The organism is Bradyrhizobium icense (genome assembly GCF_001693385.1).
In the GTDB taxonomy this organism is placed as follows: Bacteria; Pseudomonadota; Alphaproteobacteria; order Rhizobiales; family Xanthobacteraceae; genus Bradyrhizobium; species Bradyrhizobium icense.
This window is the reverse complement of record NZ_CP016428.1, coordinates 6368202-6389208: the sequence shown is the minus strand read 5'-3', so window position 1 is coordinate 6389208 and position 21007 is coordinate 6368202. Positions and strand designations below refer to the sequence as shown.

Here is a 21007-nt window from a genome sequence, read left to right as displayed (position 1 = left end):
GAGACGGAGCTACTACACCGCCGCCGTGTCATGCTCCCGCGCAAACTCCCCGCCGGGAATCGAGTCGAGCAGCGCCCGCGTATACGGATGCTGCGGATTGCCGAACACCTCGGCCGCAAGCCCGTGTTCTACAACGGCGCCATCCTTCATCACCGCGACGAGGTCGCAGATTTGCGCTGCCACGCGCAAATCATGCGTGATGAAGACGATCGAAAGCCCGAGCCGCGCGCGCAATTCGGCGAGCAGTTTCAGCACCTGCGCCTGCACGGAAACATCCAGCGCCGATACCGGCTCGTCCGCCACCAGCACGTCCGGTTTCAGCGCCAGTGCGCGGGCGAGGCCAATGCGCTGGCGCTGGCCGCCGGAGAATTCGTGCGGAAAGCGGTCGCCGGCGGAAGGATCGAGCCCGACCAGTGCGAACAGTTCTTTCGCATCCGCAATCGCCTTGGCCCGCGGCGTGCCGTGCACGATCGGGCCTTGTGCCACCAGCTCGGCCGCCTTGCGGCGCGGATTGAGCGAGGCGAACGGATCCTGAAACACCATCTGGATATGCCGCGTCTCGCGGCGGACCTCTTCACGCGGCATCTTTGCCCAGTCGCTGCCGTCGAGGACGATGGAGCCGGCATCCGGATCGATCAGCCGCACGATGCACCGCGCCAGCGTCGATTTGCCCGAGCCGGATTCGCCGACAATGCCGAGCGTCGCCCCGCGGGGCAAATTGAGCGACACATTCTTCACGGCCGGCGTCACCCGCGCGCCGCGCCCGAGAAAACCGCCGGTGCGATAGGTCTTCGAGACATCGCTGATCGTCAGGATGTTGTCGGAGGCAAGCGCCCGCGGGGGAGGGGCGTTCAGTGGCGGCACCGCGGCGATGAGCTGTTTGGTATAGGCATGCTGCGGATGGTGCAGCACATCGGAAGCCGTACCTTGTTCGACGATGAGTCCGTGCTGCATCACCACGACACGGTCGGCGATCTCCGCCACCACGCCGAAATCATGGGTGATGAACATCACCGCCGTTCTGCGACGCTGCTGCAGGTCACGGATCAGTTTTAGAATCTGCGCTTGTGTGGTGACATCGAGGGCGGTGGTCGGTTCGTCGGCGATCAGCAGTTTCGGGTCGAGCGCCAGCGCCATGGCGATCATGGCGCGCTGGCGCTGGCCGCCCGACAGTTCATGCGGATAGGCCTTTGCCGCCAGCTTCGGATCGGGAATGCGGACGTCGGCGAGCAGTGCCAGCACTTTCGCGCCGATCTCGGCCTTCGACAATTCGGTATGGATCGAGAACATCTCGGCGATCTGGTCGCCGATGGTGCGCAGTGGATTGAGCGCCGTCATCGGTTCCTGGAAGATCATCGCAATGCCGGCGCCGCGCACCTGGCGCATTTCGGCAACCGAAGCTGCGCAGAGGTCGCGGCCCTCGAATAGCATCCGGCCGCCGTCGATCGTCACCTCATTGGGCAGCAACCGCATGATCGCGTTCGCCATCATCGACTTGCCGGAGCCGGATTCGCCGACCACGCAGAGGATTTCGTTCGATGCGATATCCAGCGATACATTCGATAGCGCGTGCGCCCGATCGGCGCCGCCGGGCAGGCGTACGGTCAGGCGGTCGAGCGAGAGGATGGTCTCGTGCTCGCTCATCGGCCCTTCAGCCTCGGATTGAGCGCGTCATTCAGGCCCTGGCCGACCAGCGATACCGCGAGCACGGTAACCAGGATCGCAATACCCGGGATTGCCGAGACGTACCATTGCACCCGCAGCACATCGCGGCCGAGGCCGATCAAATTGCCCCAGGATGCCACGTTGGGGTCGGACAGCCGCAGGAAGGCGAGTGCGCTTTCGAGGAGTATCGCGACTGCCATCACCACGCTGGCGTAGACGATGACCGGTGGCAGCGCATTGGGCAGGATCTCGCCGAAAATGAGCTGAATATTCTTCATGCCGAGCGTGCGTCCGGCCTGGACGAACTCGCGGTTGCGTAAGGAGAGGAACTCGGCGCGGGTCAGCCGCGCCGGCGCCGGCCACGACACCACGCCGACCGCGATCGTGACCGTCGTCAAGGTCGAGCCGAATACTGCGACCAGCACCAGCAGCAGCACGAAGTTCGGCAGCGTCTGGAACGCTTCGGTGATCCGCATCAAGACATTGTCGACCCAGCCGCCGTAGTAGCCGGCGAAAGCGCCGACGAGGATGCCGATCAGGATCGCAATCGCGGTGGCGACGCCGCCGATCAGAAGCGAAATCCGCGCGCCGTAGAAAATCTGAGCTGCGATGTCGCGGCCCGAATTGTCGGTGCCGAGCAGGAAGCGCGGATTGGAGAACGGCCAGACCAGGGGCCGGCCGGCCAGCGCCAGCGGATCGCGCGGATAGAACCAGCCGGCCGAGACCGCCATCGCGATCACGATCAGGAGCAGGATCAGGCCGGCGACGGCGGCGGGGCTTCGGAAGTAGCGCTTGACCGCATCCATGGCGCTAACCCTCTGCCGTGATGCGCGGATCGAGCCGCGCATAGATGAGGTCGACGATGAAGTTCACTGATATGACGAGCAGCGCCGAGACGAAGACGATCCCGAGCAGCGTATTGAGGTCGCGCTGCACCACCGATTCATAGGCAAGCCGTCCGAGACCCGGCAACGAGAACACGCTTTCGACCACCACCGATCCGCCGAGCATGGTACCGGCCTGCAAGCCAATCAGCGTCACCATTGGCAAGAGCGCATTGCGCAGCACGTGCTGCGTCACCACACGGGTCTCGTCGAGACCTTTGGCACGCGCGGTGCGGACGTAATCGAGATTGAGAACCTCCAGCATCGAAGCGCGCATGATGCGGAGGTAAATCGCCAGAAAGATCAGCCCGAGCGTCAGCGTCGGCAGCACCAGGTGGCTTGCGATGTCGAGCCCGCGCCATATCCCGGTCCGCATGGTCCCGATGTCCTCGAAGCCGCCCGGCGGCAGCCACTGCAGGTAAACCGAAAACACCACGATCGCCATCAGCCCGAACCAGAACGAGGGCGTGGCGTAGAAGATCAGGCCGAGCGTCGAGATCAGCGTGTCCGGCCAGCGGTTGACGCCGCGCGCGGCAATCACGCCGAATAGGAGGCCGAAGAAGAACGCGAAGGACAGCGACGCGGTCATCAAGAGAATGGTCGGCGGCAACCGCTCCAGGATCACCGACGCCACCGGCTTGCCGTAGATCGAGGAGAAGCCGAGATCGAGCCGCACCAGCCGCCAGAGGTAATTGCCGAGCTGGGCCGGGATCGAGAGGTCGAGCCCATAGAATTTGCGCAGCTCCTTGGCGGTCGCGGCATCGCCGCCGCCCATCTGCGCCATCATGGCGTCGACGGTGTCGCCCGGCGCGAACTGCAGCAGCAGGAACACGCCGATCAGGATCAGGACGAGGGTCGGGATCGAGGCGGCGAGCCGCCGCCCCGCAAGGGCCAGGATGCGCATAGGCCTATCTTGGCGGATATCGGCTTAAGCCGAAAGCCAAAGATCGTGCCAGCTCGTCGATCCCCAGCGCGGGGTGTTGGAGTGGTTGCGTGCCTTCGCCGTAATCGTGGTAACGAAAATCTGCTCGATCGGCATCCAGACCGGCAGCTCCGTGTTCACTTCCTTGACGAATTGGGCATAGAGCGCCTTGCGCTTGGCCGGATCGATTTCGGTCGCGGCATCGTCGATGGTCTTGTCGACATTCTTGTCCTCCCAGCCCCACTGGTTGGTCCAGGGTGCGCCCTTGGGCTGGCCCGAGCGATACCAGACCGTGGTCGAGACCGCGGGATCGTTGCGGTACTGGTGCCAGCCGGTGGCGAGGTCGAAGGCGTGCTCGTCATAGACCTGCTTGAGGAAGCCGCCGCCGTCGTTGCGCACGATCTCGATCGGGATGCCGACCTCGCCGAGCGACTGCTGGATGAAGGTCGACCACAGCGAGATGTCCTCGCCCCATGGCGCGGGCAACAGTTTCAGCGCGAAGCGCGTGCCGCCGCGGCCCGCCTTGAAGCCGGCTTCGTCGAGCAGCGCAGCCGCCTTGGCCTTGTCATAAGGATATTGCGGCGTATTCGGCCCCGGATAGAAGTCCGTTGAGGTCGAAGGAATCGGCCCGGTGCCGAGCTTGGCGAAATCGCCGAGAAAATTCTCGATGAAGAACGGTACGTTGATGGCATGCGCAATCGCGCGGCGAACCCGGATGTCGGACAATTCCTTGCGGCGGAAGTTGAACTCGAGCGTGTTGGTGCGCGCGTTGCCTTCGTTGCCCTTGGTGGAGACGACGAAGCGCTTGTCCTTGCCGAGGCGAGCGAGATCGGAGAGCGTCAGGCTCGAGAATGGAGCGTAGTGAAGTTCGCCGGCTTCCATTTGCGCCGCGGCCGAGGCGCGATCGGTGATCACGCGCCAGACGATGCGATCGAGATAGGGCGCGTTCGGACGCCAGTAATTCTCGTTGCGGTCGGCGATGATATATTGTCCGCGCTCGTATTTGACGAACTTGAATGGGCCGGTGCCGACGGGCGAAAGGTTGGTCGGGTTCTGGCGGATGTCGCCGGTCTCATAGAGATGCTTGGCCGAGACGTAGCCGAGGTCGGGCAGGGCGCGCAGCAGGAGGTTCAGCGGCATCGGCCGCTCGTACTTGAAGATCGCGGTCTGCGCGTCCGGCGTCTCGACCTCGGTCAGAAAGAGCTGCAGCGTCGATCCGTAATTGAGGATCTTCTTCCACATGTTCATGGCGGTAAATTCGACATCGGCCGAGGTGAACGGCTTGCCGTCGTGCCAGGTGATGCCCTTGCGCAGCTTGAAGGTCACGGTCTTGCCGTCGGGCGAGGCTTCCCAACTTTCGGCGAGCACGCCGACCGGCTGGCCGTTGGCGTCGAGATCGACGAGGTTTTCCTGGATCTTGCCGCCGATGATGTAGACGCCGGTGGAAGCCTGGATGCTCGGGTTGAGCTGGCGCTGCTCGGCGGCGTAATGGACGTTGAACACGCCGCCCTTGCGCGGCGTCTCCTGCGCGAACGCCCGCATCGGGTTGATCACGTTGGCCGCGATGGCCGCCGACGTCAGCAGCGCGGTGCGGCGATTGATCTCAAGGCGCGTCAAATTCATGCGAAGTCTCCGAACACGATATTTGATGGCAGACCGTTCACGCGTCCGCCTTAAGGGCGATGTTACGATGGAACGCCGACGCGAGTCATTTTCAAATCAACGCGCGGGGCGGAAAATCCTTCCTGAAAACAACATGCTTACTGGCCGATCAATCTGCGCATTTTGTCCGGTCAGAAGGCAAATCACGGCTCGCCTCGATAGAGGCAAAGACCCGAGGGCGGTCTCAGATTGTCTGGAAAGGGGGCCTCGGGGTGCGCTGATTCCCCATAAAAATAGGCTCCGGACGGCTTCCGATGCTAAAAAGCCCGGAAAAATTGGACGAATCACTGCAACTCGACTAGCGAGATAGTTGTGCAGAATGTCGGAAACCCTGTTTTTTAGGCCGTTTCCGCCATATCGTCGCCTGTGCCAGAATCAATGGAGCAACCATGGCCACCCAAATGTCTAAGTCGCAGCTGATCGAGAAGATCGCGACCACCACCGAAGTTTCGAAGAAAGAGGTCAAGAACGTGATGGACACGCTCGTTGACGTCGGTCACAAGGAACTGAAGAAGAACGGGGTGTTCCTCGTTCCCGGCTTCGCGAAGTTCGTCGTGGTCAAGAAGCCGGCGACCAAGGCTCGGAAGGGCACCAACCCCTTCACGGGCGAGGAAATGATGTTCAAGGCCAAGCCGGCCCGCAAGATCGTCCGGGCCCGCCCGGTCAAGGCCGCCAAGGACGCGGTTTAAGAAAAGCAGAAAGGCCCCTGGCGACGGGGGCCTTTTTGTTTTCTTCACCTCGCCCCGTCGTCCCCTGCGAACGCAGGGACATACCGCGTGGTTTCTCTTGTGGCGCCGTGGCAGACGCCGTCCTTCCAAACGAAAGGCCTGTGGTTGTGGGTCCCTGCGTTCGCAGACGTGGGGAGAGGGTTTGTGCAAGTCATCCCGCCACAACTCCCGCAAGAGCGGGAGCAAGGGAGAAGATGCGGCCGCATCTAGCCCCTAAACCACCGGCGACCTTCCGCCATCGACATTGATGGCGGTGCCGGTGATGAACGAACCCTGATCGGAAGCCAGGAAGCAGGCCAGGTTGGCGAATTCCTCAGCCGTGCCGATGCGCCCCAAAGGCGTGCCCTTGGCGAGTTTTTTTGCAAACACCTCGAAATCCATATCGGGTGCCTGCGCGGCGTGCCGCTTCACCCATTGATCGCTCATGATCAGGCCGACCAGCATGGCATTGACCAGGATGTTGTGCTCGCCGCCTTCGCTCGCCATCACCTTGGTCAGCGCCATGCCGGCCGCCCGAGAGACCGAGGTCGGCGCCGAGGAAGCCGCAGGCGCCTTGGCGTAGGTATTGAGTACGTTGATGATGCGGCCCCATTTGCGCGCCTTCATGCCCGGCCAGACCAGCCGGCTGAAGCGGATGGCGGCGAAGAGTTTGAGATCGAGATCTTCCTGCCAGGCTTCGTCGGTGATGTTCTCGAAAGCCATCGTCCGCGCGGTGCCAGCGTTGTTGATCAGGATGTCGACGGGGCCGAGGTCGGCGACAATCTTCTCGTGCGCCTTCGTAATGTCTGATGCCTTGGAGACGTCGCAGACATAGTCGCGCACCTCAAGCCCGTCCTTGGCGAGCAGCTCTCGCGCTGCTTTCAGATCGGCTGCTCCGCGTGCGAGGATCGCCACTTTGGCGCCGGAGGCCGCGAATTGCCGGGCGACGGCGAGGCCAATTCCCTTGCTGCCGCCGGTGACGACGGCGACTCTGTCCTTCATCGTGACTTGCATGTTGATCTGCCTATGCGTTGAGCCGGAACTGGTCGAGTGAAGCCATTGTTGCCGTGCCTCATCGCAGCGTCAACGCGCTCACGCGTTCGATGACGAACGCGTGAGCGCCGGAAATACCATCCGGTTTGAAGGGCATCCTCGACAAGGATTTTCCCCGTTTGCCGCCGCCGGGAACGGCAATGTTGCTATTTTCGAGCGCGCCTTGTGAGGCTCGGCGGCCGCGCCAAGATCAAGCAGAACAACAATGGATCCAGGAGACCACCATGGCCCTGCAGCAAGCAAAACTCGAATCGCTTCCCTTCGTCACCGCCGAGCTGAACTATCTCGCGCCGACGCCGGGAAAGCCTCGCACCTATGCCTTCGATCCGCCGCCGGGCGAACCCAAATCCACCGCGCTGCCCGAACCGCACAACGTCCCGATCTTCGACGCGCGCCTGATCGCCGCAAACCTCTCTTTGGACCGCGAGGGTTTTGCGCTGGTCCGCCATCCCACCATCGTCAGGGATTTCTACGACGACAAGGAAGTGAACAGCGTCTACTACCCCGCCGTGGAAGCCTTCCTGAAGGCGACGCTCAAAGCAGACCGCGTCTTCATCTTCGATCACACCGTGCGCAAGCGCGTGGAGGGCGCCGCCGATATCAGGGGCGCCGGTCCGCGCCAGCCGGCCACGCGCGTCCATGTCGACCAGACCGACAATTCAGGCGCCAACCGCGTGCGCGAACATTTGCCCGATGAGGCTGACGAGCTTCTGAAGGGACGGGTTCAGGTCGTCAACGTCTGGCGGCCGATCCGGGGTCCGTTGCGCGATACGCCGCTGGCGATGTGCGACGGCCAGACGGTGCAGCCGGGCGATCTCGTCGCATCCGACCTGATCTATCCGAATCGCAGCGGCGAAACCTATTCCGTAAAATACAATCCGAACCATCGCTGGTACTACATTCCGGAAATGCGGACCGATGAGGCGCTGCTCCTGAAGTGCTACGATTCCGCGACCGACGGCCGCACACGGTTCGGCCCGCATACCGCTTTCATCGATCCAACCACGCCGGCCGATGCGCCGCCGCGCGCGAGCATCGAACTGCGAACGCTGGTGTTCCACAGGAACTGATCGCTGCGAGCGGGTGGATTCGCGTTCCCGCTATATTGGTGTTACCTCGCCCCGAAACGGTTTTGGGGCGAGGCGGCTCATGGACGACGGCAAGGCCGACGGCGCGGATGTCAATTTCCGCGCCCTAATTTTTGCGCTGCTGGCGCTGGCCTGCGGTCACATGTTGTCGACGCTGCTGCGAACGATTCCGGCCGTCAGCCTCGACGTCATGGCCGCCGATTTCAAAACGCCGTCGCAGACGCTGGCGAGCCTCACCTCGATCTACCATTTCGCCTTCGCCGCCTCGCAGATTCCGGTCGGCGCGGCGATGGATCGCTTTGGCGTGCGGCCGGTGTCGCTCAGTCTGCTGGCAGGAACCATCATCGGCGCGCTGGCGTCGGGTCTGGCAACGGGGCCGGAGAGCTTTCTGTTTGGCCAGTTCCTGCTTGGGGTCGCCACCTCAGGCATGCTGATGTGCCCGATGACGCTGGCGGCGAAACATATGTCGGCGGCGCGCTTCGGCCTGTGGTCCGGCATCATTCTCTCGATCGGCAATGTCGGCATGCTGCTGTCGTCGAGCCCGCTGGCCTTCGTCGTGGAACAGTGGGGATGGCGGGCCGGATTCTGGATCTCCGCCGGCTTCGGCGCTGTGGTGGCGGTGGCCGTGTTCGCGCTGGTGCCGAAGCAACCGGCCGCGCATGCCGACGACTCCTCGCCGCTCTCGCAAATGGCCGAGGTGCTGCGCATCGGCTTGTCGCGACCGCTCCGTGGCCTGATCGCGCTGTCGCTGGTCTCGCTGGCGGCTTCGCTGGTGCTGCGCGGATTGTGGGGTGGACCGTGGCTGATGGAAGTCAAAGGACTTGGCCGCATCGAGGCCGGAAACGCGCTCGGCCTGTTCACGCTGGCGTTGATCGTTGGTCCCTTGTTGATCGGCATCCTCGACCGCAATATCGGCCACCGCCGCGAGGTGCTGGCCGCCGCCCATTCCTTCGTAGCCCTGCTGCTCGCGCTGATGGCGGCGGGCGCGCCGCATTATCCGCTTTCGGAACTGTTCGGGATGACGGCGATGCCGCCGCGATTTGACGGCGTGCTGCTGGTTCTGATCGGCATAGCCATATCGGCGCAGCCGCTGCTCTTCGGCATGACGCGGCAACTGGCGGGCGCGCAGAATGCCGGCAAGGCACTTTCCGCCGTCAACCTCGCGTTCTTCCTCGGTACCGCGCTGATGCAATCGGCAACCGGCGTGGTCGCGGCAGTCTACGGCTTGCCCGCGGTGCTGATGTTCATGGCCGCGGCCTTGATCATCGGGACCGTCGTATTTTTGCGGTATACGTAGGATGGGTGGAGCGACTTGTCCGCCCATAGCTCAACGAGCGTAGGCGGAAGCAATACCCATCAATGCCTATCCATTCGATGATGGGTTTCGCAAGGGCTCAACCCATCCTACACTCCGGCGCAGAATGTCAGGTAATAACGGGTAACCATGTCCGCCAGGATCGATCCCATCACGCGCTCCGTCGTCCAGCATCGCCTCAGCTCGATCGTGAAGGAGATGGGCGAGGCGATGCTTCGCACCTCCTATTCGCAGATCCTCAATTCCAGCCGCGATTTTTCGCTCGCGATCTGCGACGCCGCGGGACGGCTGATCGCGCAGGCCGATCACCTGCCGGTTCATGTCGGCGCGCTGCCGTGGGCGACGCTCGCGGTCGAGGAACGGTTCAAGGACGTCAAGCCGGGCGACGTGATCCTGCTCAACGATCCCTATTATGGCGGTAGCCACCTGCCGGATCTGACCGCCTTCGTGCCGGTGTTCGACGGCGAGCGGCGGCTGCTCTGGACCATCGTGCGCGCACACCAGAGCGACATCGGCGGCGCCACCCACGGCGCCTATAACCCCGCCGCCACCGAGATCTATCAGGAAGGGTTGCGTGTCCCACCGATCAAGCTCTACGAGGCAGGAAAGCTCCGCGACGATCTGCTCGACCTGCTGGCGCTGAACATTCGCAACCCCCGTGAATTCCGCGGCGACCTCGCCGCCATGCTGGGAGCTGCGCATCTCGGCGAGCGGCGGCTGTCGCGATTGTTTGCGGAGTTTGGCGCGCCCGTCGTCGAAGCCGCGGTGGAAGCGATCCTCGACGCGACCGAACAGCAGACCCGCGCCGTCGTTTCGACATGGAAGGACGGCGTGTTCCATGGCGAGGCGTTTCTCGACGATGACGGCCAGGGCCGCAGCGATATCCGCATTGCTGCGAAGGTCACCAAGAGGGGCAGCGATGTCGAAGTCGATCTCTCCGACTCCGATCCGCAGTCGACCAGTTTTGTGAATTCCTCGCATGCCAACATGCAGGCCGCGGTGGCGATGGCGTTTGCCTATCTGATCGACGCCGAAATTCCGAAAAACACCGGCGCGCTGCGGCCGCTGAAGGTGATCGCTAGGCAGGGCACGGTGGTGTGGGCCGATCCCGGCCGGCCGGTGACGCTGTGCACCAGCCATCCCTCCAATGAAATCGTGGAAGCGATCGTGAAGGCCCTTTCCGCATCCTGTCCCGAGCGTGCGATGGCGGGCTGGAGCCGGCGCTTTCGCATCGCGATCCAGGGCGAGGATCCGCGCACCGGCAAGAATTTCATCTGGCACCTGTTCCAGGCGCGGCCCGGCGGCGGCGGGTCATCCGGCGGCGACGGCTGGTCGTCGATCGGCGAGTGGCATTCGGTCGGCGGGCTGAAGTTCGGCAGCCTCGAAGTTGCCGAAGTGCGCTTTCCCCTCTATTTCCGGCAGCATGAATTCCGCCCGGGCTCCGGCGGCGATGGCCAGTATCGCGGCGGCCTCGGTGTCTCCCTCGATCTGGTGCTGGAGACGGAAAAGGCCGCAAAAGGCAATACCGCGGGCGACGGTGCGCGGCATGGTCCGTGCGGCATGCTCGGCGGTGAGGACGGCAAGCCGCATCATTATCGTTTGCTGTCCGAAGGCCGGGAGCCGCGCGTATTGCGCACCAAGGAGGTCGGTATCGAGCTTCGCCCCGGCGATTGCCTGGAAATACGCTCTTCCGGCGGTGGCGGCTGGGGGCCGCCCGCAAAACGGTCGGCGGAAGCGCGCCGGCGCGACCGCGAGCAGGGCCTCACTGAAGCGTCGGCGGAGCAGCGTAGCTAATCATGTTCAGGATTGGCGTTGACGTCGGCGGAACCTACACCGATCTGGTGGCCACGGACGAGACCGGGCGAACCATATTCGCAAAATCGCCATCCACACCTGCGGATCAATCGATCGGCGTGATGGCGGGGCTGGAAGAACTGGCGCGGCGGCTGAACGTCACGCGCGCCGAAATGCTCGCTGCAACCGACCGTCTTGTGCATGGCACGACGGTTGCCACCAATGCGCTCCTGGAGCGCAAAGGTGCAAAAGTTGCGCTCATCACCACGGAAGGCCACCGCGACGTCATCGAGATGCGCGAGGGGCTGAAGCCCGATCGCTATGATCTGCGCTCACCGCCGCCGGCGCCGCTGGTGCCGCGCGATTTGCGTTTCGGGGTGAAGGAACGGCTCAAGGCTGACGGCTGTGTCCTCATTCCACTTGATACAAAATCGCTCGACGACGCCATCGCCGGCATCAGGCAGTCGGGCGCGGCCTCGGTCGCGGTGTGCTTTCTACACTCCTATCTCAATCCCGTGCACGAGCTCGCCGCCGTCGAGCGGCTGAAGCAGGCGCTGCCCGGCATCAGCATCTCGCGCTCCAGCGACGTGCTGCCGCAGATCAAGGAATATGAGCGCGTCTCGACCACGATCGTGAACGCCTATGTCGAGCCGATCGTGCGGCGCTATCTGACCAACCTCGAAACGCGGCTGACCGAAGCCGGCTTCAGGGGCGGTCTGTTTGTCGTGCTCTCGCATGGCGGCATGGCGCCGGTGGAAGAAGCCTCGCGGCTCGCCGCAGGTACGGTGCTGTCGGGACCGGCGGGGGGCATGTCCGGCGGACGACGCTGTTCTGACTTGCTCGGCATTCCCGATCTGGTGCCGTTCGACATGGGCGGCACCTCGACCGATATCTCGCTGATAGCAGGGGGGCAGGTCTCGCTCTCCGCCGACGGCATGCTGGCCGGCCAGCGCATCGCGCTGCGCAGCCTCGACATCGCGAGCATCGCTGCCGGTGGCGGCTCGATCGCCAGCGTCGATGCCAGCCGCACCCTGCGGGTCGGCCCGGAAAGCGCGGGCTCGGTGCCGGGCCCGGCCTGCTATGGCAATGGCGGAGAGGCCGCGACCGTCACCGACGCCAATGTCGTGCTCGGCTATCTCGATGCCGCTGCCTTCATGGGCGGCAAGCGTCCGCTCGTTCGCGCGGCGTCGGAAGCGGCCGTTGATCGCGTTGCGGCCGCGATGGAGCTGTCGCGCGTCGAGGCCGCCGCCGGCATCTATCGCATGATCAACCTGAACATGGCCGACGGCATCCGCCTGATGACGCTGCGCCGCGGCGTTGATCCGCGAAAATTTGCGCTATTGAGTTTCGGCGGCGCAGCCGGTCTGCATGCGGCGGAAGTGGCGCGCGAACTCGAGATCAAGCGCATCATCGTGCCGACTGTGGCCTCCGTGCTGTCGGCCTGGGGTATGCTGACCAGCGATCTCCGCTACGAGGTCAGCCGCACGCATTATGGCACTGGCCGCATTTCGGCCGATGAAGTGCGCGAACTGTTTGCCGGGCTGGAGCAGCAGGCTGCCGGCCGCCTGCGCTCGTGGTTCAATGGCCCGATTGCAATCGAGCGCTCCGCCGAAATGCGCTACGGCGAGCAGATCTTTGAAATCGACGTTTCGCTCGATGGCCTCGACTGGAACGCGCCCAATCTGGTGGATCAGATCGAAGACCGCTTTCATGTCAGGCACGAGGAGCTCTACACCTACGCCTCGCGCGGCCAGGAGGTCGTGTTCGTCAACGCCCGCGTCGCTGCCGTCGGCGAAGTGGAGCGGCAGGACGAAGGCGAGCACGAGGCCGCATTATCCAGCGCCTGTTCGCCACGCAGCCGGCGGCAGGCCTTCTTCGGCGGCTGGCGCGAAGTCCCGGTCTATGCACTCGACGAGCTGCAGCCCGGCCACACGCTGACGGGGCCGGCCATCATCGAAGCCGAGACCACGACCGTGCTGGTCGACACCGGCGACCGCGTCGCAGTCAATCCGTTGGGCTGGCTGGATATCGCGCTACGCTGATCTGTAGTCACGGAAGAGCGTAGCGATATCCGGCGTCATAACTCTCGCATATCGCGGAGCCTGTCATCGGGCGCGCGTTCGCGCGACCGGTTGGCTCGTGCTGGCTACGTTGCTGCCCAATCGTCGCATTACCGATTTCGGCCCCTACATGGCCAATCTCGACCATGCACACGGCCAAGGCCCAATTCGTTCGCCAGCCACAACGGAACCGTTGCTTCCTGAGGTCCCTCGCGTATCACCGGCACTACGGGCCCGCCGCACGGGTCGACCCGGTCGTCCTCAGGGCGATAGCGATATCGCGGAACAATGTTGTAGTCCCAGTAGGGAGCTGGCCTTACGACGGGCACCCGGATGATGGGCCTTTCCCGTGGTTCACGAACGACTTGGGCGGTCTGCGCATGCGCTGCGGCACTAAACGCGCCCACGTTACACAGGACCAGGGCCGTTCCCAAAGCTACGATCGCTATCCTCATCCCTCGACCTCCTTGCCACACACAGCCTACACGCACTCGGATATCCAGCGATGTTCGAGTTCGTGCGCTGTTGAGCGTATATCGGACATCAAACACGCCTGAACCGCAACGTCTCATTTTATGAAGACTGGCGGCCCATCTGGCGTGGCGAAGCCGCGCCGCCAACATTTCATTTTAACAACCTGATCTCCCGCGCTATCATCGTCATCGCTGGGTGGCGTCAAGAGCTCTGAACAGCTCGACGTTCGAGGGCCGCGTTGATGAAAACAAGAATAAAATGGCTGCCACCAGCCTTCTTCGCTGCATTGTTGCTGGGATCGACTTGGATGGCCCCGCCGCCAACCCGCGCTGCCGGCGTGACCGACACCGAAATCCGCATCGGCAACATCATGCCCTATACCGGCCCGCTGGCCGCGTTCGCTTCGATCGGCAGGGCGGAGGCCGCCTATTTCGACATGATCAACGAGCGCGGCGGCATCAACGGACGCAAGATCAGGTTCATCTCCCGCGACGACAGTTCCAACCCGAGAACGGCGGTCGAACATACCCGCGAGCTGGTCGAGCAGGAGCGTGTGCACCTGATGTTCGGATCGTTCGGCACGCCGAGTAATCTGGCGACGCGAAGCTATCTCAACGAGCGAAACATCCCGCAGCTCTTTGTCGCCTCCGGCGAAGAGGAGTGGGCGCATCCGAAGCGCTTTCCGTGGACGATGGGTTGGCAGCCGACGTATCGCTCCGAGGGGCGGATCTACGCCAACTACATCCAGGCCGCCTATCCGAGCAAAAAGATCGCCGTGCTCTGGCAGAACGACCAGTTCGGCCGCGATCTGTTCCGGGGTTTGCAGGAAGGGCTCGGCATCACCGCCAACATGATCGTGGCCGATATCGCCATCGACGCCGACATGTCGATCGATGCCCAGGTCGACATCCTCAAGAACTCCGGCGCCGAAGTGCTGGTGCTCAACTGCGCGCCGCCGATCTCGGCGCGTGCAATCCGCAAGGCCGCTGAACAGGGCTGGTATCCTGTAGTGGTGCTGGTGAATGCGGCGGCCTCGATCGCCCATGCGCTGCGGCCGGCGGGGCTTCAGAACTCCGTCGGCGTGATCTCCACCTCGTATCTGAAGGATGCCGGCGACGCCACCTGGAAGGAAGATCCTGCCATCAAGGCGTGGCTTGCGTTCATGGACAAGTATTATCCGGATGGAGACAAGGAGGATGGCTACGCCATATTCGGCTATGCGGCGGCCGAGACGCTGGTCCAGGTGCTGACCCAGTGCGGCGACGACCTGTCGCGCGAGAACATCATGCGGCAGGCCGCGTCCTTGCGGAACTACCAGAGCACAGTCGCATTTCCGGGAATAACGATAAACACCGGGCCGTCCGACTTCCATCCGATCGAACAGATGCGGCTGGTGCAGTTCGACGGCAGCACTTGGCAGCCGATTGGCGATGTGATCGAGAGCGCGTTCCTGGGCGTGCCGGGCGATAATTGAGCAGAATGTTGCGAACTCCACAAACAGCCACCGCTGTCATCGCCCGCGAAAGCGGGCGATCCAGTACGCCGAGACGTCAGTGATTGAACGGGTAGGTCGCGGCGTACTGGATACCCCGCATGGTATGGCGGCCAAGGTTCGCTACTTCTTCTGCCCGTAATTCAACAGCCCGCCTTTGTTCTTCGGCGGATGGGCGCGCAGGCCTTCCTCGTTGGGCTCGGTGCCCCAGCCGGGCCGGTCCGGCATCACCAGGTGACCATCGACGATATCGGGCACGTGGGTGAACAACTCATGGTCCCACGCGAGGCGATCGATGTCGGTTTCCATGATGCGCAGATTCGGCACCGCGGCGGAGAAATGCGCGTTCTGCATGGTGCAGAGGTGGCCATAGAAATTATGCGGTGCGACGTTGACCTCGAAATGCTCGGCGGCCGCGGCGATCTTCATCGATTGCCACACCCCGTTCCACGGTGTGTCGATGATCGCGACGTCCATCGCCTGTTCGTTGAAGTAGGGCAGGAACTCGCGCAGCCCCAACAGCGTCTCGCAGGACGAGACCGGATGCGGGCTCTGGCGGCGGATGTAGCCCAGCGCCTGCGGGTTGAAGGTGTCGATCTCCACCCAGAACAGGTCGATGTCCTTGATGGCGCGGAGGATCTTGAGATAGCCCTCGGTCTTGGCGTTGAAGTTGAGGTCGAGCAGTAGGTCGACGTCCGGCCCGGCGCCGTCGCGGATGGCTTCCAGATGCATGCACAGATTGCGCAGCACCTTGCGATCGACATTGATCTCGGGCTCGAACGGCGAACCGAAGCCCGGCCGCCAGCCCTGCGGCTTGCCGTCGGTGTAGACGAAGATGTTGGTCTTCATCGCCGTAAAACCCTTCTCGCGCACCTCGCGCCCGATCGACTTGACGCCGTCGAGATCGGTAATCGCCGGCTTGAACCAGTCGGGATGGTTGATGCGCCAGGTCGCGCAATGCGACCAGTAGACTCGGATGCGGTCGCGGATCTTGCCGCCGAGCAATTCGTAGCAGGGCACGCCGAGCGCCTTGGCCTTGACGTCGAGCAGCGCGTTCTCGAGAGCCCCAAGCGCCAGTGCCACCACACCGCCGGCAGCCGGCCGCGTCGCCGCAAACAGTTCGGCGTAAATCCGCTCGTGCTGGAACGCGTTCTTGCCGACGACGCGCGCGCCAAGCCGCTCGATCGCCGCCGTCACGCCGGGCGCACCAAAACCCTCGTCGTACTCGCTCCAGCCGACGATGCCGTCCTCGGTCATGATCTTGACGAAGTGGTAGTTGCGCCATCCGGCGTCGCAGGCGAGCGTTTCGACGCTTCTGACGGTGGTGGCTCTTTTCATGATTTCCTGCCCCGGAGCTTGTTGTTGTGGTTGATCAATAACAACAGTGGATTGATGGGGAGGTCAATCGCGGGAGGGTTCGCTGTTTGTCATGGCCGTGTCTGGCCGAAGCATAACGATTGTCGGGATCGGCTACGCCTGCGGATGAAACAGCGTCGGCTTCCGCCGCTCGAACACCTGCCGCCCGTTCTTGAATCCCATCAGCATATCGGGCAGTTCGGCGATCGCATTGGTGCCGCTGTCGGTGTCGAGGATGACGAGGTCCGCCGGGTTGCCCGGCGCGATGCCGTAATCCCTCAAGTTCATCAGCCGTGCCGGCAGTTCGGTCACGAGATCGAGGCAGGTATCGAACTCGCTGATGCCGGCATGCGCGACATTGGCGTAGAAATTCGCCATCCGCAGCAGCGAGGCGTCGCCGAACGGCGTGAAGGGGTTGAGCACGTTGTTGGTCGCGACCGAACAGAGAACGCCGTCCGCCACGAGCTTGTGCGCCAAAGTCAGCCCGCGCGGCGCATTATGCGTGGCGTCACGGCCCATCAGATAGAGATCGGTCGCGGGCAGCACGGTGACGGCGACGCCGCATTTGGCCAGCCGCGCGGCGGCGGCCTTCAGCCGATCCGGCGGCAGCGCCGACAATTTGGTGGCGTGGCCGATCGCGACGCGACCGTGGTAATTGCGCCGCTCGGTCTGCCGGCAGACCTCTTCGAGATGCCACCAGGACGGGTCGAGATCGAAATCGAGGTGCAGGTCGACATCGACATCGAATTGCTGCGCCAGGTCGAAAATCTTTTCGAGATGCGCGTTCGGATCGGTGTCCATATAGGGACAGCCGCCGATCGCCTCACCGCCGTCGCGCAAGGCCGCAATGAGTAGTTCCTCGGCGCCGGGATCGTTGGTCAGGCCCTCCTGCGGAAACACGCAGATCGAGAGATCGAGCGCCCAGGCATAGTCGCGCTTCAGCGCCTTCACCGCCGCAAAACCGCGCAAGCCGATGCGCGGATCGATTTCGACATGGGTCCGCATCCGCGTGGTGCCATGCACGATGGCGCGCTCGATCACGCGCGCGCCGCGCGCATAGACGTCTTCCACCGTGAAATCGCGCTTCATGGCAGCGACTGCGGCAATGGCTTCACTGACGCTGCCGTGGTTGTGCGCGCAGCGGCCGAGCAGGCAGGCCTTGTCGAGATGAATATGCGTATCGACGAAGCCGGGCAGGGCCAATCTGCCGCCGACCTCGATCTCGGTCGCTTCGCAGGCAAGGCGGGGTTCGATGGCGGCTATGCGCCCGCTCGCGACGCCGATATCGAGAGGTGTCGCCGAGGCTCGCGTCCTGGCGTTGCGGAAGATCAGGTCGAAGGCGGTTTTCGTGTTCATCGGGCGTCAGGCTGGAGTAGGTCTCAACCTATCGGAAGCGGGGACGCCGGGCAGCTCCAGATTGTGTGCAATCTGGAGCTAAATTGTTCAAAATATGTGCATGCAGTTTGTGGGCTGAACTGTAGTATTTCCCGCGTCAGGAGAAACCGCCATGTCCGTTGCCGCCAAAGCCGAAGCCAACATGTCAGACGCCGAGGTGGTCGAGGCCTATCTCACGGCGTCGATGATCCCCGATCCCGATGCCGCCGCGGCCTACATGAAGCCGGGCACGATCATCACCTTCACCGGCGGACGCGAGTTTGACCATCCGCGCGGCCCGACCGGCTTCAACGCGCGGCGCTATCGCTGGGTCAAGAAGAAGATGGACCGCTTCGACGTCTGCCCGGGCGCGGAGGAGACCGTCGTCTACAGCATCGGCACGCTTTACGGCGAATGGCTCGACGGCACGCCGTTCGAAGGCAATCGCTATGTCGATCGCTTTGTGGTCCGGGGCGGGCAGATCGTGAAGATGGACGTCTGGAACGACAGCGCCGAGCGGATTCTGGTGCAGATGGGGATTGAGGCGTAGCGGTCTTACCTCGCCCTGACCACCTTCGGCAGCTTCACCACCCGCTCACCTTCGCCTTCCTCGGCATAGGGCGCCAGAATATCCAGCAAATCGCGGCCGCGCTGCGGGGAAGGAGCGACCAGCGCGCGGCTGGCTACCGAATCCAGATGGCTGTGCATCAGGCTCATCACCTTGGCCTCGTCGCCTTTCACCAGCGCCGCGATGATCGCGCGGTGCTCGTTGATGCCGCATTCGGACGAATGCGGACGGCTGTACAGCGATAGCGTCAGGCAGCAGCGATAGGCGACCTCGCTGACATAACGCACCAGGATCGGGCTGTTGGTCATGTGGGCGAGCAGGATATGGAATTCGGTCGCGAGGCGGATCGAGACCGCATCCGCGCCGTCGCGGGCGTGGTCCTCGGCGTCGACATGGGCATTGAGTTCGGCAATCTGGCTCTTGGTCAGCTTGCCGGCGAGCTGGCGCACGACGAGGCGCTCGAGTTCGATCCGGATATCGAAGGCGTCGCGCGCTTCCTGCCAGCTCGGCGTCGCCACCACGGCGATCCGGTTGCGGCGCAGCTCGACGAGACCTTCCGCGGCCAGTTGCCCGAGTGCGTGGCGGGCGATGGTGCGGCTGACGCCGAACCGCTCGCCGAGCGAGTCCTCGGGCAATTTCGCGCCGGGCTCCAGCGCCTGCTCGATGATGGCGCGGCGCAGCGCGCGGCAGATCACGCCGACCTTATCGGATGGTTCAGCGGTCTTGCTGACGGGGCGGGGCGCCATCGGCGAATCCTGACGGGTGCTTCGAATGGCGCTCTCTTATCACAATTGCCGACTGATTGTGCGCCTCAATTGCATGCACTTTCGGGGTAGAATTGCACAAAAGGAATCCGCCGGATCGCGCGGCAAATCCGAGGCGCCTTGATTCCAAAGGCAAGTTTGGCTGGCATTCGGCTTGCATGCACTTCCAGCCATGATGCGCATGCAACCACATTCCGAGTTTAGGGGCACGCCGGTTCCGGGCTCCGCCACTCCGATCGCGATCGAACTGTCGGAGGCTTCCGTCACCTTCGGCCGCGGCGCCCGCGCGGTGCCGGCCCTCTCCACGACAAGCTTGCGGATCGCCGACGGCGAGTTTGTCGCCCTCGTCGGGCCGTCCGGCTGCGGCAAGTCGACCATCCTGCGGCTGGTCAGCGGCCTCGTGCAGCCGACGGCCGGCGTCGTCGTCGTCGGCGGCCGCGAAGTCGCCGCCCGCGCTTTACGCGTCGGCATGGCGTTCCAGAACCCGACCATGCTGCCGTGGATGTCGATCGAGCGCAACATCATGCTGCCGCTCAAGATCGTCGAGCCGTTCCGCTCGCAATTCCGAAAGTTGCGCAAGACCGAATTCCGCGACAAGGCTAATGCACTGCTCGAGCAGGTCGGCCTCAAGGGCTTTGGCAACCGCTACCCCTGGCAACTCTCCGGCGGCATGCTTCAGCGCGCCAACCTGTGCCGCGCGCTGATCCACGAGCCGCGCATGCTGTTGCTGGATGAGCCCTTCGGCGCACTCGACCAGTTCACCAGGGAAGAGCTGTGGTCGATCCTGCAGGACCTCTGGATCGCCCATAGGCCGACCGTGCTCCTGGTGACGCATGACCTGCGCGAGGCCGCGTTCCTCGGCAGCCGCATCTGCGTGATGAGCGCGCGCCCCGGCCGCATCCTCGACGACAGCCGCGTCGAGTTCCCCCGGCCGCGCACGGTTGCCATGACATTCGAGCCCGATTTCGTCGCGCTGAACCAGAAGCTGCGCGCCTTCATCGTTGATGCGCGCACCGCCTCAGCACAGGGAGCGGCCTGACCATGCCCGATCTCGATTATCGCCAAAAAGCATGGTCGGCGGCACTGATCGTGCTGTTCTTCGTCGCTTGGGAATTGTTCTGCCTGATGACTGGCATGTCCGATCTGGTGCTGCCGCGTCCCTCGCAAGTATTCGTCACGCTGTTCGAGAAATTCCCGATCCTGTGGCCCCATATCCTGCAGACGCTGGCGACGACGATGGTCGGCTTTGTTCTTGGCGTCGGGCTCGGCGTCGTGCTCGGCGCGGTGATCGGCGTTTCCAAAACCGCTTATGACACGGCCTATCCGCTGCTCGTTGGATTTTCCTCGATTCCAAAAGTTGCTGTCGTGCCGATCTTCGTGCTGTGGTTCGGCTCGGGCACGGTGCCGGCGGTGCTGACCGCGCTCTCGATCTGCTTCTTCCCCATCGTGGTCAACATCGCGACGGGACTGGCGACGACAGAACCTGAACTCGAAGACGTTCTGAAGGCGTTAGGGGCCAGCAAGTTCGACATCCTCTGGAACGTCGGACTGCCGCGCACCATGCCGTTCTTCTTTGCCTCGCTGAAGGTCGCGATCTCCTACGCCTTTGTCGGCGCGGTGCTGTCGGAGACCGTCGCTTCCAACCGCGGCATCGGCAACGTCATGATGACCGCGTCCTCGAATTTCAACGTGCCGCTGGTGTTCGCCGGCCTGTTCGTGCTCGCCGGCCTCGGTGTCGCCCTCTACGTGGTCTTTTCGCTGATCGAGGGCCGCGTCACCGGCTGGGCCACCCGCAAGAGCGACGTGATCGCGACATGAAAATTTTCGCC

General features: G+C 63.5%; 17 protein-coding genes. 9 read left to right on the top strand and 8 right to left on the bottom strand.

Annotated elements, in window-relative coordinates:
- Nucleotides 1–12 precede the first annotated feature (12 nt).
- Genes LMTR13_RS29715 through LMTR13_RS29700 form a run of 4 tightly spaced genes read right to left on the bottom strand, consistent with a single transcriptional unit; the run spans nucleotide 13 to nucleotide 5094 of the window.
- Nucleotides 13–1644 carry an ABC transporter ATP-binding protein gene (locus LMTR13_RS29715; RefSeq protein WP_065730872.1) on the bottom strand — a complete coding sequence of 544 codons (1632 nt, stop codon included), beginning with the start codon at nucleotides 1642–1644 and terminating at the stop codon, nucleotides 13–15.
- A complete protein-coding gene (locus LMTR13_RS29710) occupies nucleotides 1641–2471 on the bottom strand; it encodes an ABC transporter permease (RefSeq protein ID WP_057851850.1) in 831 nt (276 codons plus the stop codon). The genes LMTR13_RS29715 and LMTR13_RS29710 overlap by 4 nt, the downstream gene beginning before the upstream one ends.
- Nucleotides 2472–2475: 4 nt before the next feature.
- Complete coding sequence (locus LMTR13_RS29705; protein ID WP_065730871.1) at nucleotides 2476–3453, bottom strand: ABC transporter permease; 978 nt, start codon at nucleotides 3451–3453, stop codon at nucleotides 2476–2478.
- 24 nt (nucleotides 3454–3477) lie between these two features.
- On the bottom strand, nucleotides 3478–5094 hold the full coding sequence (locus tag LMTR13_RS29700) for an ABC transporter substrate-binding protein (protein ID WP_065730870.1): 1617 nt from the start codon (nucleotides 5092–5094) through the stop codon (nucleotides 3478–3480).
- A gap of 428 nt (nucleotides 5095–5522) precedes the next feature.
- Between LMTR13_RS29700 and LMTR13_RS29695 the strand changes: the two genes are divergently transcribed.
- The gene (locus tag LMTR13_RS29695; protein WP_057851696.1) at nucleotides 5523–5822 is read left to right on the top strand and encodes an HU family DNA-binding protein; all 300 of its coding nucleotides are present in this window, start codon (nucleotides 5523–5525) and stop codon (nucleotides 5820–5822) included.
- Between the two features lie 252 nt (nucleotides 5823–6074).
- Here LMTR13_RS29695 and LMTR13_RS29690 read toward each other — a convergent pair whose 3' ends face one another.
- Nucleotides 6075–6842 carry an SDR family oxidoreductase gene (locus LMTR13_RS29690; RefSeq protein WP_236843190.1) on the bottom strand — a complete coding sequence of 256 codons (768 nt, stop codon included), beginning with the start codon at nucleotides 6840–6842 and terminating at the stop codon, nucleotides 6075–6077.
- Nucleotides 6843–7117: 275 nt separating this feature from the next.
- Between LMTR13_RS29690 and LMTR13_RS29685 the strand changes: the two genes are divergently transcribed.
- The 5 genes from LMTR13_RS29685 (at nucleotide 7118) to LMTR13_RS29665 (ending at nucleotide 15098) form a co-directional block, all read left to right on the top strand.
- Entirely contained in the window at nucleotides 7118–7963 is an 846-nt protein-coding gene (locus LMTR13_RS29685) for a CmcJ/NvfI family oxidoreductase (RefSeq protein WP_065733074.1), read from the top strand.
- Between the two features lie 79 nt (nucleotides 7964–8042).
- On the top strand, nucleotides 8043–9278 hold the full coding sequence (locus tag LMTR13_RS29680) for an MFS transporter (protein WP_065730868.1): 1236 nt from the start codon (nucleotides 8043–8045) through the stop codon (nucleotides 9276–9278).
- A gap of 147 nt (nucleotides 9279–9425) precedes the next feature.
- The gene (locus LMTR13_RS29675; RefSeq protein WP_065730867.1) at nucleotides 9426–11090 is read left to right on the top strand and encodes a hydantoinase B/oxoprolinase family protein; all 1665 of its coding nucleotides are present in this window, start codon (nucleotides 9426–9428) and stop codon (nucleotides 11088–11090) included.
- Between the two features lie 2 nt (nucleotides 11091–11092).
- Nucleotides 11093–13132, top strand: coding sequence for a hydantoinase/oxoprolinase family protein (locus LMTR13_RS29670; RefSeq protein ID WP_065730866.1), 2040 nt, complete (start codon nucleotides 11093–11095; stop codon nucleotides 13130–13132).
- A 799-nt stretch (nucleotides 13133–13931) separates the two neighbouring features.
- Complete coding sequence (locus tag LMTR13_RS29665) at nucleotides 13932–15098, top strand: ABC transporter substrate-binding protein (RefSeq protein WP_236843189.1); 1167 nt, start codon at nucleotides 13932–13934, stop codon at nucleotides 15096–15098.
- Nucleotides 15099–15239: 141 nt separating this feature from the next.
- Here LMTR13_RS29665 and LMTR13_RS29660 read toward each other — a convergent pair whose 3' ends face one another.
- Nucleotides 15240–16454: a mandelate racemase/muconate lactonizing enzyme family protein gene (locus LMTR13_RS29660; protein WP_065730864.1), complete on the bottom strand. Its 1215-nt coding sequence runs from the start codon at nucleotides 16452–16454 to the stop codon at nucleotides 15240–15242.
- Nucleotides 16455–16586: 132 nt separating this feature from the next.
- Nucleotides 16587–17828, bottom strand: a complete 1242-nt coding sequence (locus LMTR13_RS29655) for an amidohydrolase family protein (protein WP_065730863.1) — start codon at nucleotides 17826–17828, stop codon at nucleotides 16587–16589.
- A 151-nt stretch (nucleotides 17829–17979) separates the two neighbouring features.
- On the opposite strand from LMTR13_RS29655, the gene LMTR13_RS29650 reads away from it, so the two are divergent.
- Entirely contained in the window at nucleotides 17980–18396 is a 417-nt protein-coding gene (locus LMTR13_RS29650) for a nuclear transport factor 2-like protein (RefSeq protein ID WP_065730862.1), read from the top strand.
- A gap of 5 nt (nucleotides 18397–18401) precedes the next feature.
- On the opposite strand, the gene LMTR13_RS29645 is transcribed toward LMTR13_RS29650, so the two are convergent.
- On the bottom strand, nucleotides 18402–19160 hold the full coding sequence (locus tag LMTR13_RS29645; protein WP_065730861.1) for a GntR family transcriptional regulator: 759 nt from the start codon (nucleotides 19158–19160) through the stop codon (nucleotides 18402–18404).
- A 193-nt stretch (nucleotides 19161–19353) separates the two neighbouring features.
- Between LMTR13_RS29645 and LMTR13_RS29640 the strand changes: the two genes are divergently transcribed.
- Nucleotides 19354–20217 carry an ABC transporter ATP-binding protein gene (locus LMTR13_RS29640; protein ID WP_083219515.1) on the top strand — a complete coding sequence of 288 codons (864 nt, stop codon included), beginning with the start codon at nucleotides 19354–19356 and terminating at the stop codon, nucleotides 20215–20217.
- Nucleotides 20218–20219: 2 nt separating this feature from the next.
- On the top strand, nucleotides 20220–20996 hold the full coding sequence (locus tag LMTR13_RS29635) for an ABC transporter permease (RefSeq protein ID WP_065730860.1): 777 nt from the start codon (nucleotides 20220–20222) through the stop codon (nucleotides 20994–20996).
- Nucleotides 20997–21007 lie beyond the last annotated feature (11 nt).